Below are 15,500 nucleotides of genomic sequence, written 5' to 3' on the forward strand. Positions count from 1 at the left end.
GGCAAAGCAATGCTGTTATAAACCGGCGGTTTGCTTTTGCGGAACAATAACGTCATTGTAAATGCTGGCAGCTATTTTAGTGCAAAGTATTTCGCGCTGCTGGCGGTCGTACTGTTCGTTGCCGCAGGCAAATTCAAAAATACTGCTCAGGTATGGGTCGTACACTTTTGTGTTTCCAATTTGCCATGGCAGTGCATAAGGGGTAGATGCAGGCCCCGCCTCAATAGTGTATGTTTTTTGATCTTTTGTTATGATTGTAAGCAAGTGGCTTGCTTTGCTATCGCTACTACTGCCTGCAACATTCTTTACCAGCGCCTTGTTAAACAGGCTGTCAACTTTGAAAAGCTTAAGCATCTGCAACTTATCGTCGGGAGCTATTTTTACGCTCACGGCATTTAAACCCTTAGCCATGTCGGGCTGTTGTATCCTAAAAAGTGATGCATCAATACCCGAGTCCTTTTTGGCAGATAGTTTCACCAAACGGTTTACAATAAACGGAGGTATAGCTTTTACCAGCCGACGCGTGTTATCAGTAACTTTGGTACCTTTTGCATCAATAGTTTCAAGCGCTACCTGGTAACAGTTCCAGTCGGAATGTTCATTTATAGCCTCGTACTTTTTTACCGTGCCTTGTTTGCCATTGCCCCGTATCTCAAACTCGAAACGGCTTACATCGCCAAGCTTAATATTTGATTGTGAAAACGCCTTATTAGTTATGACAGTGAACAATAACAAGATTGTCCCGATGGCAAATTTTAATGTGCGTTGCATATTCTTTAGGCGTATATAGGTGATCGTATAAATATTTCCCGCTTATTTATACGCTTTGCAACTGTTAAAAGGTTACTTATTTTTTTTGAAAAGCCGTGTAAAAAAATTACCCTCTTCGCCTTTCTTTTCTTTGGGTGGGCCAATTAAAAATCCATAGTCTTTAAGCGGCTCACAATGGTCGCAAATTATTTTAAAGATGCCCAGCAAAGGCACCGCCAGTATCATACCCGGTATGCCCCATACGGCTTCGCCAACAACAATTATAAGAATGGTAAATAGCGGGTTAATATTCAGTTTATCGCCTACAATAAGTGGCTCGAGCACGTAGGTTTGGAAAAGCTGGACACAGCCATAGGTTATTATCACACCTACAACCACGTTGGTATTGCCCGTTTGGGCCAGCGCCATCAACACAGTTATTGATGTGCCTGTAATATTGCCGGCAAAAGGAACCAGCTCCAGCACGCCGCAAAGTATGGCAAAAAAAATGGCGTTTTTTACACCTGCTATGCTAAAACCAATGCCGTACAAAATCCATAACATTACTATCATCATGGCCAGGCCACCCAGGTAGCTTTGAGTTACTTTTCCTGCTTCGCTAAGTACAACTTGGGCCTTGCCGGTGTTTTCCCTGTCTACCAGGCGCAATACAAATTTTTTAAAATGCGAGCGGAAGTAAATGAACAGGAAGGTATAAACCAATACTAATATGGCATCAACGGCTATACCGGCCAATGAGCTGGCCAGGGTGGTAACCATACCTGCAGCCTTTTCCATCCCGCCGGATTGCTGCTCTTTTATCATCTTTTGCTGCTCACGGTGCGATATGCCAAAATGCTGCTTCACATAATCTTTCAACCCTGCTACAAGCTCACCTACACGCTCTTCAATCTTTGAAAGATCTTCGGCCAGCCCGGCTATCTGGTACTGCAGCAGGGCCACAACACCTGCTATTAAAAGCACCAACGCTACTATGCTTAATGCCGAAGCCAGGCCGTTGTTAAGCCCACGTCGTTGCAGCCAGCGGCAAACAGGTAATAGCAACATGGCCAGCACTACACCAAATGTAAGCGGCACCAGTACTGCTTTTCCAAAAAACAGGATTACAAATGTGAGGATAAAAAGGGCAAGTACTTTTAGCGTATTGTTCAGGTAAATTGTATTCATAAGCGTTGGGTTAAATAAAAAAGCATGGTAAATGTTACCATGCTTTTAGTAGCGATAGCTAAGTGCTATCCTAATATGCGTTTCTTGATATATTCAATGGCCGAGTCTGGCAATTCCGAACCGCCGGTTTGTTTGATTGTTCCGTCTGATAACAATTCCAGATCGGCAAAAATCTTGTCTTCAATTTGTACCGAGATCCTGTTTTGATTTTTCTCTACCAGGCAAGGAACTTCACGACCTGAATAATGCAGTTGAAATTCATATTTCCCGTCTTTATCTGCTGGCGAGGTGTCTTTTTCGTCAATCATTGGTTTAGTTTTTTAGTGATATATATTACCCTTATAACCTAAAAAGCATGCCAATGTTTGCTAAACAAAAAAAGAGAAAACGACGGTTTCCTCTTTTTCAGAATTTTTACTGACCTCATTATTTATCATAAAGAACGAGAGGTTTGTATTAGATAGATAACAATTAAATCAAATATATTATATGTACCGAATTGGCAGACTTTATACGACCTATTTTTTACTAACAATGAGGGCGTTATGTTGAAAACAACTATTATTAGCGCTTTAGCCAGGTTTGTTTCAGATAGCGCACACCCCTGGCAAGCAAACTGCCCTTGCGATTTTTGAAAAAACGTTTAATTGATTGAAAAGCTTCCCGGCTTTCTATTATCTGGCTCGGAAAGTAGGTTACGGGCTTCACTGCCAACTGTACCTGGTAGGTATTTTCGATATTGGAGTGCGTGCCGCTGCCATCGTGCCCGATGTTATGGATCAAGGATTGGCTTGGATTTAGCGTAAGGCCACCTTTTAAGAAAACAGACGCGTACCACCTTATGGCCCATGAATTATTTTTACGCGCCTTAAAATCCTGCATCTGTTTCCAAAAATTCATGCTGCCCTCTGCCGAGAACTCGTGAATCTTTTGGGCATCAAATTGCGCCATCAACCTGTCGACATCTGTTTCGAGGTGCTGCCATGCGCGTGCCCATGTTGCCCAACCCCAGCTAAATGCCACCCTCGAAAAAAATGTTTCGGGCAGGGATTTATCATCCAGATCAAACATATATGCACCAATATGCATCACTTTTTCCTGATCGGCATAATTATCAAGAGCATCGTTAAAAAACTTAAGGGCATACGGCGACGATACCAGGTCGTCTTCAAAAACAATTACCCGCCCGTACTCACTAATCAGTTTGCTAACTCCACTAATTATTGAGTTGGCAAGTCCAAGATTGCTTTCGCGTTCAATAATTTCCACCGATTTAAAGCCCGTTACAGTTTTGGCTAGTTCTTTTACCCCGGCTACTGCTTGGTAATCAACAGCGGTTTTGGCGGCGTCACAAAAAATAAACAAAGGTGACTCCTGCGCCAGTTCGTTCTTTTGCAGATAGGCAATAGTTTCCCGGGCATGATCGGGCCGGTTATACAGGAAGAGTGCTATGGGTGCCGGAGAATTCAATACTGATGTGTGATGAAATTAATTGAGCTTTTGATCGGGCAGGCAATATTACAATGCGCTGCCCTGCACTACGCCGCGCTGCAATATGCGCTGATCTATAAAATACTGTATCTCGCTTTTTTTGAGGCCCCAGTTTGGTGCAATCAGTAATTCGCGATCGCTAAGGCCAAATAAACGCTGTATCACAATGTCCGGCCTCACCAAAGGTAATAGGTCACACAAGAAGTTGGCATACTCATCCAGACTGAAAAGTTTAAACGGCTCCCGTTTATACCTTACGCCCATTACGCTACCTTCCACAATGTGCAGGTGGTGGAATTTTACAAATTTTATCTGGTTAAAACGGTTTATTTCCTCGGCATAGGCCAGCATCATATCCCTGCTTTCGCCGGGCAGGCCAAATATGGTGTGTACGCAAATATCAAGCTTGCTGTTCTCCACCAATGCAAGGGCTTTAACCAATTCATCGTGCGTGCAGCCGCGGTTTATCTGGGCAAGGCTATCGTTATAAATGCTCTCCATACCCATTTCAAGGTCAACATCAAAACGGTCGGTATAGCTTTCAAGCAGGGCAACCTTTTCGGCATCTATACAATCGGGCCTGGTGCCTACGCTAAGGCCAACTATATCTTCGGTGCCATAGCTTAACGCCTCATCATAAAGCATTTTAAGATAATGTGCCGGGGCGTAGGTGTTGGTGTTGGGCTGAAAGTAAATAATAAACTTATCGGCCTTGTTACCCTTGCGGGCACGCTCCATCCCCTCAATTACCTGCTGGCGAACGGTAGGCGCGTTCCGGCTCACACTGGGTGTAAACGAATCTACATTACAATACGTACACCCGCCATAGCCCTTTGAGCCATCGCGGTTGGGGCATGTAAAGCCACCATCTACAATCACCTTAAAAACCCTGTGGCCTTTATATTTTTGCTTAAGCCAGGGGCCGTAGTTATTGTAACCCTTTTCCCACTGTACCCCCGCCTGATTAGTTAACATCATGATAACCGCAAAGATAGGGATTTTTGGGGATGGGCTATTAGTTATTGGGGAGTGGTTATTTGTTATTAGCGTGATGTGACAAACCTTGCAGATGCCAGCCGAATTGACAAGCTTTGAGCGAAGCAAAATTATATAGCCATAACATGAAAGCAACTGTACTGGCATCCCGCATTATACTTGGCCTTTTATACCTCATATTTGGGCTCGACTACTTTTTTAAATTCATCCCCTATCAACCGCCGCTACATCCTGGCGCCGCAGGAGCTTTTAAGGCCGGACTAATGGCCGCCGGATACTTTTACCCCATGCAAAAAACCATACAGATACTTGGCGGCCTGGCGCTGTTAAGCAACCGCTTTGCACCACTTGCAGCCGTGGTATTGTTCCCGATAAGCTTAAACGTTTTCCTGTTTCATACCCTACTGGCACCGGAAGCATGGCAAATGGGCGTTTTGTTACTGTTGCCCAACTTGCTTTTGGGCTGGGGTTACAGGAAGTATTATGCGGGAGTGTTTACGGTGAAGGCGGTTGTATGAAGATTTTTGTAGTGTACACAAATTTAAGCTGTTACACTTTTAGATAGGTTTATATTTTTTGTTCTAAAATTTGTACTTTTAGCTATAACCCTTATCGCAATTTGATGTCCTTACCAGATTTCAACCACAATCATGTACTACCTCCACATTTAGGAGATCCAACTAGTGAAGTAGATTTGTCTCCATATCGATGCTCAATACTCGACTTATGTCATAGATTTGCGACTTCTCAAAAGAGAATAAAAATACTTCGGGGGCTAATTTCGTTTAGGAAAAAAATGGACTCCATAGGAATTGTAAATGGCTTTCAATGGATAGATGGTAGTTTTTTGGAAAATATTGAGGTTTTAGAAAACCGAGATCCAAATGATTTAGACATAGTTACATTCCATGGTTTTTTGGACACTCATATTTTACACAACATAACTACAAGCTTTCCAGAATTTTCCAGTTCAATTCAATCTAAAACAAATTTCTTGTTAGACCATTATCCTGTAGACTTTACATACCATCCAATTGTGACTGTTGAGGCTACAAGATATTGGCTTCAATTATTTAGTCATAATAGAAAAGGCGTCTGGAAAGGAATAGTTCAACTGCCCTTAAACACCTCTTCAGAAAATGAATTGGCGTTAGACTTTTTAAATGGACTTGGCATATGAGTTTATTTAGGGAAAGAAATAGTATCAAGTCACAGATTATTGATACAGAAAAAATGCTTGAATTGGTCAAGGACCATCCACTTATGTCAATAAGTTTGACAGAGCGTTTGACACTTCTTAAAAACAAGCTTTCTGAGATATCAGCAGATATCATTGAACCTTCCATTACCCTACTGTTTAGTGGAAACGCTGTAAGGGGATCTGTGGGGATAAAATCGTCTTTTGTTAGCAAAATTTTATTACCGTTTCAAGAGATAGTTAAAACCCAATCAGCACTTGTTAGATTTGGAAATGTCGCAAGAAGAGGGCAAGCCAAAAGTAGCCCTTACACAGAACTCTTTTTATCAAGCTTGCCTGTCGGATCATTTGGCATTGAACTACGAAAACTCGACAGTCAAGATTTATTCGCTGAAATTGACGTGGCATACGCCATGAAAGAGGTTATACAGTTAATTAAAGACACTTCAGAGAGCGATGAGAAATTTGAAAAAGTCCTTTCTAAAACGCCCAAAAGGAATTTATCAAATCTTAAAAAATTTTTAAAGGAAGTGTCAAATGAGCAGTCCTTTCTCGAAATGGAATCAGGGGAATTACATGCCGAGATTTCTAAAGAAAGCGTGACTGCTGCTTACTTTAGGGTAGCCGAAGCAATTGATAGTGAAGAGGAAATTCAGATTGAGGGTATTTTGCGAGGTTTTTTATTAGACTCTTGGAAATTTGAAATACAAGATTCAAATGGCAAACACATATCTGGATCTATAAGTGATGATTTAAGCGAAGCAGAACTTATCGAATTTGACCAAAGATTTCTAAACAACGATTGTAAACTACATTTAAGAAAATTTACAACGAAATTTAAGACGGGAAACGAAAACGAAGAATACGAACTGTTAGGAATTTCTGAAATGTAATCTTAGATATTCTCGTCATGGCTTGACTAATATTAAAGGGCGTCGGCCCTGACGAAAAACCGGGGCCAACGCTCGGGACATGTGGGCAGAAGGATTTTTTCGTCTTGAACTTTTGCTTCTTTTCTTTCAAGAGAAAAGAAGTAGCCTCCGCGGCAATGAGCGGACTGACGTTCATAAAGCACAGCCCGTTAATAAACGCGAGGAAATTGCCAAGTAGCTCCGATCCTCGCAAAACATAAATTAAGTTCTCAGCTAAATCCTTACGTTATTATCTTTACCACCATGCAAACCATCGAGGATAAAACCTTTAGCAGGGCTACTTTTGAGGATATAAAAGGTAGCAACCTAAGCTATGAGAACTGCATTTTTGAAGCTTGTGATTTTGGCGGGGCTTATCTTGACGGTTTGATTTTTATTGACTGCACATTTATTGATTGCAACCTGGCGCTGGCTGGAGTGAGTAATACAGGCTTGCAGAACATTCGGTTTAAAGGCTGTAAGCTAAGCGGGGTAAACTTTGGCAAAGCGCGCGATTTTTTGTTCGAGGTGCACTTTGAGGGATGCAATCTCGACAATGCCGTTTTTTACCAAAAGAAAAATAAAAAGGCCTGGTTTAACGATTGCACCATGGTGGAAACAGATTTTACCGCTGCCGACCTAACAGAAGCTAAATTTAACAACTGCAACCTTCACCGGGCGTTTTTCAGCAACACCATACTGAAAGGTGCCGACCTGCGCACATCATACAACTACACCATCGACCCGGACGATAACCAAATTAAAAAGGCAATGTTCAGCGTGCATGGGTTGCCCGGGCTGCTTGGCAAATACGATATCAAGGTACAGGGTTAAAGCCCAACCAACGCAAAAAAAAAGCCCCGCACATCATGCAGGGCTTTGCTATTTTATGGCAGCTATTAAACTGTATAGTTCCAGTTGTGCGTGTCTTCGCTGCGGCCATACTTGATATCATCAAGCGTAGCAAACAACTTGTTCGAAAACTCGCGGGTTTTAGGGTCGCTCAAAAAGTATTCTTCACCATTGTAGCTTATTGAGGCTACAGAAGCAATTGTAGCAGCCGTACCGGCACCAAAGGCATCGGTAAGTTTGCCGTTTTTGGCACCCTCAATCAACTCGGCAACTGATACGCGGCGTTCTTCAACCGGGATACCCCAATCTTTAGCCAAAGCAATTACCGTATCACGGGTTACCCCATCAAGTATGGTGTCTTTGGTTTCGGCGGTTATCAGCTTGCCGTCTAACAGGAACATCGCGTTAGCGGCACCCATTTCTTCGATGTAAGCGTGCTCTTTGGCATCTGTCCAAAGCAGCTGGTCAAAACCTTCTTCGGCCGCTTTACGGGCAGGCAGCATTGATGAACCGTAGTTACCGGCAGCTTTCGCATAACCCATACCACCTTCGGCAGCGCGGGTGTAGTGCGTTTCGATCTTAACACGCAATGGTTTTGAAAAGTATGGTCCAACAGGGCCAACTATCACCATATATTTATAAGTTGCCGATGGCGTTACACCTAAAAAGGGATCGGTAGCAAACATAAACGGACGGATATATAAGGCATGGTTAGCCTTTGCCGGGATCCAGTCGCGGTCAAGGTCAACCAGTTGTGCAATGGTTTGTACAAAAATATCCTCTGGCAGGGTTGGCATGCAAAGGCGCTCGGCTGATTTGTTAAAACGTACCGCATTTTTATCAGGGCGGAAGATAGACACTGTACCATCGGCATGTTTGTAGGCTTTAATACCTTCAAAAAACGCCTGTCCGTAGTGCAGGGCAGAAATCGCCGGGCTCATTTCAATAGGCCCATAAGGCAAAATCTCAAAGTTTTTCCATTCGCCGTTGGCATAGTCGGCAACAAACATGTGGTCAGAAAAAACCTTACCAAAAGGCAGGTTGTCAAAGTCGGTTTCGGCTAAGCGCGAATGAGCGGCTTTGGTTATTTTGATGTCCAGTGTATCGGTCATTGTATTAGATATTATATCAGAAAACGGCAAGGTATGAATTTTTGATTTATTATTTATTTTTTCGACTTAGCTGATGGTTTAATATTTAATAGTTACCTATTACAACAGCTACAGTTCGCCTAGCACCTTATCTACCCAGGCCTTGCCCCAGTTCTCAAGCTCTTCATCACTCCATACCGACGGGAAGAATATTCGTTTTTGAAAGCGCGGAGGCAGGTATTTTTGCCAATTGGTACCACCTGTTGCCCGTATCTCCTCGGGCTCGCGATGCAGATAACGCACGGCAGATTTATAGTGAGATAACGGCCAGTTCACGTTTACATTTACATCCAACTGGCGCAGCTGGCTTATCATAGCAGCGGTTGCCTCCCCCTTATTCTTATATTGCTGAAACAGGTAGTTAAAGTTGGTGTGTGTAACACTTTTAGCAAGCTCGATAAATGCTTTGGCGTACTTTTTTTCGAACTGATTTAACGTTAAAGTCTTCTTACCGGTAGATAGTTCGGTAGCGCCATACTTCCAGTAGATCTGCTCGAACTGCTCTTCGATGCTCGCCCCGGCAAGTGCCTCGCGATGACCTGGCGCAACAAGGTTCATAAAATCGGTAGCGTAAATCTCTATCATGCGGTACTGACCGCTTTGGAAACCACTGGCTGGTAACAACGACATCCGGAACTGCAGAAACTGCTCCTTCTCCATCCCGTCAACCATAATTTCAAACGAGTTGGTAAGGGCCTCAAAGTACATGTTTATACGAGCCAAACGTGTCGTAAAAAAGTCGGGGGTAAGGTTAGCATGTTCGGTTATCTGCCTGCACTCATGTATCGAAAGCTTAAAGTAAAGCTCGGTGATTTGGTGGTACATGATGAATATCTCCTCGTCCGGAAAAGGCGTTTTAGGGCTTTGCAAGCTTAACAGCGTATCCAGATGTATGTAGTCCCAGTAGGTTAAAAAATCGGCATGCAGCAAGCCATCCAGGTATGATGTCATATCCTGGCCCATTGCATCGTATTTTTCCTGCAACAGATTTAAGCGCTTCTCTATCTCGGGCGATATACTCATATAATAAAAAATTCTAAGTCAAAATTAGAAATTCAAAAGGGAAATGAGAAAGTCCGGAAGTTAGAATGTCGGGAAGCCCAAAAAGGCAGGACAAAGGTCTCTCTAATTGAAATACAACAGCAATTGATTTTTGACTTTTTAATTTTTACTTTTGACTTAACTCAAAAGGCAATGGTGTCCTGCCTAATCGAACCGCTTTTTTTAAGAAAGCTGATGGCGCCTACCAATAAGATATTTATTTTGTTACAGGTAGGTTATGCTTAAATCCATTTTTTTAAAGCTTGTTTTTTCAATCAAATATGCAGTTCGTTGGCTATTTTATATTCTACCAACCAGCATAGTCATCGGCACTTTTATAGCATTATTTTTATGGTTACTCAACATGGCTATCCATTATCGCTTCGCGCATCCGTGGCTGTTATATTTGCTGCCGTTGGCCGGTATTGGCATACATTTTTTATATAAACTTTACGGCCAAAGCGCCGAGCGGGGAAATAACCTCATTATTGATGAGATACACAAGCCAGGTGCCGGGGTGCCCAAGCGCATGGCGCCGCTTATCTTGATCACCACCGTTATCACGCATTTGTTTGGTGGATCAGCCGGGCGTGAGGGTACCGCTGTGCAAATAGGGGGTAGTTTGGCCAACTTTTGCTCGGGCTTATTTAAGCTGAATGAGGCAGATAAAAAAACCTTACTGACTGCCGGCGTTGCAGCCGGGTTTGGTGCGGTGTTCGGCACACCTGTTACAGGGGCTATTTTTGCGGTTGAAGTTTTGGCTATCGGCCGGATATCTTACAAAGCTTTTTTGCCATGCCTGCTTGCCGCCTACGCAGCGGACACTACTGTAAATTTTTGGCACATCAGGCACACCCATTACCATATTGACATTGTAAATACGGCTACCGGTGTCTTTAATATGCAATTGCCAAATGATTTATGGTTGCCTGCAAAAGCCATACTTGCTGCTATTGCTTTCGGGCTAGTTGCATATGCCTTTACTAAAACTGTGCACGGCGTAAAAACCTTCAGCCTTAAACTTATTAAGGGTTGGCTGATACCTGTAGCAGGCGGTATAGTTATTATAGCCCTTACGTTTGTTTTGGGCAAGCCCGATTACCTGAGCCTTGGCGTTGATGCCGAATATCCGGGAGCTGTTACAATAGTTTCGGCATTTAAACAAGGCGGCGCCGATGCAATAAGCTGGCTTTGGAAATTGATTTTTACGGCCATAACACTCGGCACAGGCTTTAAAGGCGGCGAGGTTACCCCGCTGTTTTACATTGGCGCTACGCTTGGCAATACTCTGGCCGGTTTGCTTAACGCACCGGTGAGCCTGTTTGCGGCACTTGGCTTTATTGCAGTATTTTCTGGTGCCACCAAAACACCGTTGGCCTGTACCGTAATGGGGATGGAACTTTTTGGACCGCAATACACCATTTACTTTGCGCTGGCTTGCTTCACTGCCTACATTTTCAGCGGGGAGCAGGGCATTTACTCATCGCAGCAGGTGATAAAATACAGGTTGCCCATTTTTAAGATTAATGCCCTAATAAAAAAGCTAAAACGTTAAAAACTAATTAAAAATCGAAGCTTAGGCAAACATAGCCGGTAATGTTTGTTTATAAGTAAACCAACCTTTGCACCCATGAAGATCAGCAAAATACTTATAGGCATAGATGACAGTAAATACGCCGAATATGCCGCAAGCTATGGCTTTGATATTGCCAAAACGTTTAACGCCCACGTTGGGCTGGTGCATATTGTTGAACCAACCGTTGCCCCTATCACCACCACAGATACTTTGATGGGTGTACCGATGGAGAACTCGCTTATTGCGGATGAAACCATCATGGATATTCAAAATGAGCAAAGCGAAAGCCTGATTGTACGTACAGCTAAGAAATATGGCGAGGGATTGCAGGTAACGCACTTTAATGAATTTGGTGCAACTGCCGATGGCATTTTACAATGCAGCAAAGATTTCAGCGCCGACCTTATCATCATCGGCACTCATAACCGCAGCGGAATTGACAGGCTGCTGATGGGCAGCGTTGCCGAAACCGTTGTGCGCGAATCTCGCATTCCGGTACTCGTTGTGCCAATGGTGGAAGAGTAAATGGGTTATAGTTAATAGTTCATAGATCAAATAGCCTATGGTTAATGGTTCATAGATCATAGCGAAACACTGCTTAACAATTGAGCATTTGATTACCAATAAGGCTATGAACGATTAACTATGATCTATCGACTAACGCCAGCTATTAATACAACAGCCTGAACTTAATGGTATTATCAATAGCCTTTAACTGGTTAAGTACCTGCGCATCGTAACCGGTATTTACATCGGTTATTACGTAGCCTATCTGGGCGTTGGTAACCAAAAACTCGCCAACGATATTAATGTTGTGCTGGGCAAATACCTCATTTATTTTGGCCAGTATCCCGGGCACGTTCTTGTGGATGTGAATTAAACGGTGTGCGTTACTTACACGCGGTGGTTGCAAATCGGGGAAGTTGCAACTCATGTGGGTTTTACCCTCATTCATGAAGCCAATTACCCTGCGTGGGATGAAGTCAACGTTCCGCGGATTTTGCTTAGGATCATCAAAAATAATAATGCCTTTATCACAAGCGGCCTCGGCTAGTTTACGGTTTTGTACTTTCCCAAAACAGCCAATAACCTTTAACCGGCCCGCGTTCGCCAACTGCTCGGGTGTAGGCTGGTGGTGCTCATCACAAAATAACACGCCGGCTTCCTGCAGGTATTCTTCTTCAATAACCTCTTTGTGCCTGATGTTGTACCCTTCCTTTTTCATTTGGGCCAGGGCTTCATCGTCAACATTACCTACCACAAGGCACTTTATCCTGTTTTTAGGATATGATATTGCGCGCGGCAGTTTATTGATGTAAAGAAATTCGTCAAAGCTTGGGGTTATATGATCGGCTTTTTCGGCAACAGATTTGCGCTCTATGTTTTCTGTAAAGGCAAAGAATTTCTTGATCATTCCCGATTCCTTTAACTGGAAATCAGAATACCCATCGCCAATACCGAAAATTTCTCCCTGAAGATTAAGTTCCTTAAGCAACTTTACTTTACCACCCTCCTGCGACAGCGGGTTTTCGGTATCGTAACCTATAATGTTGCCTTCCTCGTCAAATACAAAGGTATTGGCATAAATATTATCTTTTTTAATATGATACTCCGTTACTACCGGCGTAATAAATTCCTTAAAGCCACCCGAAACGATTAATACCTCGTTCTGATGGTTTTTAAAAAATATGGTGTTACGCGAAAATGAGGTAGAAACCTTCTTTTTCAAGTGTGATATCAGCTGCTTAAGATGATCGCGGTTCGCACATAAAAGCTCTACCCGTCGCTGCAAGCTTTCGGTAAAAGAGAGGCGGCCTTCCATTGAAGCGTTGGTCAAGTCCTCAATTTGTTTATAAATACCTTCGCGATCCGGATGATTTTTTAATGAGATGCGGGCAAGTTCATCTAAAGCTTCTACCTGCGTAAATGTACTATCGAAATCTATTATGAAATACTGATCCATGGTAAGCAGTTTGGCAGCATTAAATCGCTACCTATGTTTGATGCGGCAAGATACAGGTTTTATAAAAACTGTGCTGTGCAAATTTCGGATAAATGGACCAGAGGCAAACATTGATCGTTCTTTCGACAACTTAGCTTAAGCAAACTGCATGCTTAAGCAAAATAGCAATTAAATTATTTCTTAATAGGATAAAACTTATAGCTATGGTTAGTGTTTAATGTGTACTAAACAAATTAAAACAGATCATTTACCATGGCAACAAAAACTAAAAAAGCACCTGAGACAACCGAGATTGTCGAGGAGTCGGCATTGAACGAATTGTTTATTGACGAGTTAAAAGACATTTACTGGGCCGAAAAGCACTTAGCGAAAGCATTGCCAAAACTAGCAAAAGCGGCAACGTCTGACGAGTTAAAACAAGCTATAGAGCAACACATAACAGAAACTGAAGGCCAGATAACCCGCCTGGAAGACGTTTTTGAAGCTATAGGCGAAAAAGCAGCAGCCAAAAAATGCCTTGCAATGGAAGGCTTGCTAAAAGAAGCCGATGAAATAGTATCAGATACAGAAAAAGGCAGCATAACCCGCGACGCAGGTATCATATCGGCCGCGCAAAAGGTTGAGCACTACGAAATAGCATCATACGGCACTTTAAGGACACTTGCCCTAACCCTTGGCCACAACGATGCAGCAGATTTACTGGAAGCTACACTTAACGAAGAGAAAAATTGCGACAGCCTGCTAACACAAATTGCTGAAGCCGGCATCAATCAAAACGCCGTAAGCGAAAAGGAATAATAGCTTATTATATATTAAAGAAATGCCGCGCAACTAACGCGGCATTTCTTTTTTTAATTTAAAACACTTCATTATCAACGCATTATGATATATGATGTTAAATTTATAATTTAATTAATTACAGATTAATTATTGGCAAGCGATTTGCAATGCTGCTAATACATTAAATTAAAAATGTTAACTACCATGGAAACTACAGAAAAATCAATTGAAGTATTAAATGACCTTATTGAAATTAATAACGACCGTATAGATGGTTTTAACCGCGCAGCAGAAGGCTTAGGCGAAGGCGATGCAGATTTAAAAGCTGTATTTGAGCAATTTGCAAGCGATAGCCGCGAAAATGTACAGGAGTTAAGCGCAGCCGTAGGCCAGGCCGGCGGCGATGTTGACACAGGTAACACTGTAACAGGCTCGCTACACCGTGCATGGTTAAATGTAAAAGCTACATTCAGCGGCCATGACCGTAAAGCAATTCTTGAAGAATGCGAACGCGGCGAGGATGCCATTAAAAAAGCATACCGTGATGCACTATCAGAAGACAATGGCCTATCTGTAGAGCAAACACAGTTGATCTCGAAACAGCAAGGTGCTATTAACGTTGGTCACGACAGGATCAAAGCGTTAAGAGATAGCCAGGCATAATTAATTTTTGCCAATAAATTTTGAGCCGCTCCGTAGCTACGGGGTGGCTCTTTTTTATAAAATACTTTCTTAGTTGTGCCGAATTAAAACCCTGGCCACCTTTAAATACGTATATTTGTAACCATTATAAATAAGTACAATATAAATTTACCCGAGTGATCATATTAATTTTCTTTTTGGCCCACTGGTTTCTATCGCTGTTTTTTCAAACGTTCTTTTTACACCGGTATGCCTCGCACAAAATGTTTACTACAAATAAATTTTTTGAGCGTACATTTTACATCATGACCTATGTTTTTCAAGGTTCATCATTTTTAAACCCGCGTGCATACGCAATTATGCACCGCGAGCATCATGCATATAGCGATACAGAGAAAGACCCGCATTCACCGCACTTTTTTAAGGACGTTTTCCAGATGATGTGGTACACTGCCATGAGCTATAAATTGCACGTTAAGCGCCTAAAAGAGCCCGAAGAGCGCTTTAAAGGCAACTACCCGGAGTGGCGCTTTCTTGATTTTGTAGGGTCATCTGCCGTATCACGCATTTTGTTCGGCTTGTTTTACATTGCCTTTTACGTTTACTTTGCTACTGCCTGGTGGATGTTTTTATTATTGCCTATACACATAATAATGGGCCCTATACACGGTGCAATAGTAAATTGGTGCGGCCACAAATACGGTTATTCAAACTTTGACAATAACGACAAATCAAAAAACACTACACCGTTTGACTTTTTGATGCTTGGCGAATTGTTCCAGAATAACCACCATAAACGCCCCAACAATGCAAACTTTGGTGCAAAATGGTTTGAGATCGATCCTGTTTACCCGGTCATGAAACTGATGCACTGGGCACGCATTATTCGCCTCAGAAAAAACTACGCCTGATTTTAGGCTGACAGAATTTAGCAGAGAGCGAAAAGCATTGCCCAATTGGT

General features: G+C 42.6%; 17 protein-coding genes and 1 riboswitch. Of the genes, 9 read left to right on the forward strand and 8 right to left on the reverse strand.

The genetic code is table 11. From position 1 onward, the window contains the following. Positions 1-15 precede the first annotated feature (15 nt). The 5 genes from FPZ43_RS05325 to FPZ43_RS05345 all read right to left on the reverse strand — a co-directional run bounded on the left by FPZ43_RS05325 (position 16) and on the right by FPZ43_RS05345 (position 4,407). Positions 16-771, reverse strand: a complete 756-nt coding sequence (locus FPZ43_RS05325; RefSeq protein ID WP_146380824.1) for a hypothetical protein — start codon at positions 769-771, stop codon at positions 16-18. Positions 772-843: 72 nt separating this feature from the next. Continuing rightward, positions 844-1,938 (reverse strand): AI-2E family transporter, encoded by a 1,095-nt coding sequence (locus FPZ43_RS05330; protein ID WP_146380825.1) that lies wholly within the window; start codon positions 1,936-1,938, stop codon positions 844-846. 65 nt (positions 1,939-2,003) lie between these two features. Beyond that, on the reverse strand, positions 2,004-2,246 hold the full coding sequence (locus tag FPZ43_RS05335; protein WP_146380826.1) for a hypothetical protein: 243 nt from the start codon (positions 2,244-2,246) through the stop codon (positions 2,004-2,006). Between the two features lie 256 nt (positions 2,247-2,502). Next, positions 2,503-3,408: a glycosyltransferase family 2 protein gene (locus tag FPZ43_RS05340; protein ID WP_146380827.1), complete on the reverse strand. Its 906-nt coding sequence runs from the start codon at positions 3,406-3,408 to the stop codon at positions 2,503-2,505. A gap of 48 nt (positions 3,409-3,456) precedes the next feature. Continuing rightward, positions 3,457-4,407, reverse strand: a complete 951-nt coding sequence (locus FPZ43_RS05345) for a TIGR01212 family radical SAM protein (RefSeq protein WP_261380990.1) — start codon at positions 4,405-4,407, stop codon at positions 3,457-3,459. A gap of 143 nt (positions 4,408-4,550) precedes the next feature. On the opposite strand from FPZ43_RS05345, the gene FPZ43_RS05350 reads away from it, so the two are divergent. From FPZ43_RS05350 to FPZ43_RS05365, 4 genes are all read left to right on the forward strand, one after another. Beyond that, on the forward strand, positions 4,551-4,943 hold the full coding sequence (locus tag FPZ43_RS05350; protein WP_146380828.1) for a DoxX family membrane protein: 393 nt from the start codon (positions 4,551-4,553) through the stop codon (positions 4,941-4,943). 104 nt (positions 4,944-5,047) lie between these two features. Then, positions 5,048-5,605 (forward strand): DUF6932 family protein, encoded by a 558-nt coding sequence (locus FPZ43_RS05355; protein WP_391563960.1) that lies wholly within the window; start codon positions 5,048-5,050, stop codon positions 5,603-5,605. Then, on the forward strand, positions 5,602-6,516 hold the full coding sequence (locus tag FPZ43_RS05360) for a hypothetical protein (RefSeq protein ID WP_146380830.1): 915 nt from the start codon (positions 5,602-5,604) through the stop codon (positions 6,514-6,516). The genes FPZ43_RS05355 and FPZ43_RS05360 overlap by 4 nt, the downstream gene beginning before the upstream one ends. A gap of 282 nt (positions 6,517-6,798) precedes the next feature. Next, positions 6,799-7,368: a pentapeptide repeat-containing protein gene (locus tag FPZ43_RS05365; protein WP_146380831.1), complete on the forward strand. Its 570-nt coding sequence runs from the start codon at positions 6,799-6,801 to the stop codon at positions 7,366-7,368. Positions 7,369-7,433: 65 nt separating this feature from the next. Here the strand turns inward: FPZ43_RS05365 and FPZ43_RS05370 are convergent, their stop codons facing one another. Both FPZ43_RS05370 and FPZ43_RS05375 read right to left on the reverse strand, forming a co-directional pair. Beyond that, positions 7,434-8,498, reverse strand: coding sequence for a branched-chain amino acid aminotransferase (locus tag FPZ43_RS05370; protein ID WP_146380832.1), 1,065 nt, complete (start codon positions 8,496-8,498; stop codon positions 7,434-7,436). Between the two features lie 108 nt (positions 8,499-8,606). Further along, entirely contained in the window at positions 8,607-9,560 is a 954-nt protein-coding gene (locus tag FPZ43_RS05375; protein ID WP_146380833.1) for a tryptophan 2,3-dioxygenase family protein, read from the reverse strand. 158 nt (positions 9,561-9,718) lie between these two features. Next, a riboswitch (Fluoride riboswitch) is annotated at positions 9,719-9,790 on the forward strand. Positions 9,791-9,942: 152 nt separating this feature from the next. On the opposite strand from FPZ43_RS05375, the gene FPZ43_RS05380 reads away from it, so the two are divergent. Then, entirely contained in the window at positions 9,943-11,133 is a 1,191-nt protein-coding gene (locus FPZ43_RS05380) for a voltage-gated chloride channel family protein (RefSeq protein ID WP_315897959.1), read from the forward strand. Between the two features lie 75 nt (positions 11,134-11,208). Next, complete coding sequence (locus FPZ43_RS05385; RefSeq protein ID WP_146380835.1) at positions 11,209-11,679, forward strand: universal stress protein; 471 nt, start codon at positions 11,209-11,211, stop codon at positions 11,677-11,679. A 145-nt stretch (positions 11,680-11,824) separates the two neighbouring features. Here the strand turns inward: FPZ43_RS05385 and FPZ43_RS05390 are convergent, their stop codons facing one another. Further along, positions 11,825-13,117 (reverse strand): HAD-IB family phosphatase, encoded by a 1,293-nt coding sequence (locus FPZ43_RS05390; RefSeq protein WP_146380836.1) that lies wholly within the window; start codon positions 13,115-13,117, stop codon positions 11,825-11,827. Positions 13,118-13,369: 252 nt separating this feature from the next. Between FPZ43_RS05390 and FPZ43_RS05395 the strand changes: the two genes are divergently transcribed. The 3 genes from FPZ43_RS05395 to FPZ43_RS05405 all read left to right on the forward strand — a co-directional run bounded on the left by FPZ43_RS05395 (position 13,370) and on the right by FPZ43_RS05405 (position 15,450). Then, positions 13,370-13,915: a YciE/YciF ferroxidase family protein gene (locus tag FPZ43_RS05395; protein WP_146380837.1), complete on the forward strand. Its 546-nt coding sequence runs from the start codon at positions 13,370-13,372 to the stop codon at positions 13,913-13,915. A gap of 186 nt (positions 13,916-14,101) precedes the next feature. Continuing rightward, positions 14,102-14,560: a ferritin-like domain-containing protein gene (locus tag FPZ43_RS05400; protein ID WP_146380838.1), complete on the forward strand. Its 459-nt coding sequence runs from the start codon at positions 14,102-14,104 to the stop codon at positions 14,558-14,560. A 155-nt stretch (positions 14,561-14,715) separates the two neighbouring features. After that, on the forward strand, positions 14,716-15,450 hold the full coding sequence (locus FPZ43_RS05405) for an acyl-CoA desaturase (protein WP_146380839.1): 735 nt from the start codon (positions 14,716-14,718) through the stop codon (positions 15,448-15,450). The last annotated feature ends 50 nt before the right edge of the window (positions 15,451-15,500 follow it).

This window comes from Mucilaginibacter pallidiroseus, from assembly GCF_007846085.1.
Taxonomy (GTDB): Bacteria; Bacteroidota; Bacteroidia; order Sphingobacteriales; family Sphingobacteriaceae; genus Mucilaginibacter; species Mucilaginibacter pallidiroseus.

Bases quoted from the DNA above. Each gene is read 5' to 3' on its own strand.
- FPZ43_RS05325 (WP_146380824.1), bottom strand. From the start codon at position 771: ATGCAACGCACATTAAAATTTGCCATCGGGACAATCTTGTTATTGTTC.
- FPZ43_RS05330 (WP_146380825.1), bottom strand. From the start codon at position 1,938: ATGAATACAATTTACCTGAACAATACGCTAAAAGTACTTGCCCTTTTT.
- FPZ43_RS05335 (WP_146380826.1), bottom strand. From the start codon at position 2,246: ATGATTGACGAAAAAGACACCTCGCCAGCAGATAAAGACGGGAAATAT.
- FPZ43_RS05345 (WP_261380990.1), bottom strand. From the start codon at position 4,407: ATGATGTTAACTAATCAGGCGGGGGTACAGTGGGAAAAGGGTTACAAT.
- FPZ43_RS05350 (WP_146380828.1), top strand. From the start codon at position 4,551: ATGAAAGCAACTGTACTGGCATCCCGCATTATACTTGGCCTTTTATAC.
- FPZ43_RS05355 (WP_391563960.1), top strand. From the start codon at position 5,048: ATGTCCTTACCAGATTTCAACCACAATCATGTACTACCTCCACATTTA.
- FPZ43_RS05360 (WP_146380830.1), top strand. From the start codon at position 5,602: ATGAGTTTATTTAGGGAAAGAAATAGTATCAAGTCACAGATTATTGAT.
- FPZ43_RS05365 (WP_146380831.1), top strand. From the start codon at position 6,799: ATGCAAACCATCGAGGATAAAACCTTTAGCAGGGCTACTTTTGAGGAT.
- FPZ43_RS05370 (WP_146380832.1), bottom strand. From the start codon at position 8,498: ATGACCGATACACTGGACATCAAAATAACCAAAGCCGCTCATTCGCGC.
- FPZ43_RS05375 (WP_146380833.1), bottom strand. From the start codon at position 9,560: ATGAGTATATCGCCCGAGATAGAGAAGCGCTTAAATCTGTTGCAGGAA.
- FPZ43_RS05380 (WP_315897959.1), top strand. From the start codon at position 9,943: ATGGCTATCCATTATCGCTTCGCGCATCCGTGGCTGTTATATTTGCTG.
- FPZ43_RS05385 (WP_146380835.1), top strand. From the start codon at position 11,209: ATGAAGATCAGCAAAATACTTATAGGCATAGATGACAGTAAATACGCC.
- FPZ43_RS05390 (WP_146380836.1), bottom strand. From the start codon at position 13,117: ATGGATCAGTATTTCATAATAGATTTCGATAGTACATTTACGCAGGTA.
- FPZ43_RS05395 (WP_146380837.1), top strand. From the start codon at position 13,370: ATGGCAACAAAAACTAAAAAAGCACCTGAGACAACCGAGATTGTCGAG.
- FPZ43_RS05400 (WP_146380838.1), top strand. From the start codon at position 14,102: ATGGAAACTACAGAAAAATCAATTGAAGTATTAAATGACCTTATTGAA.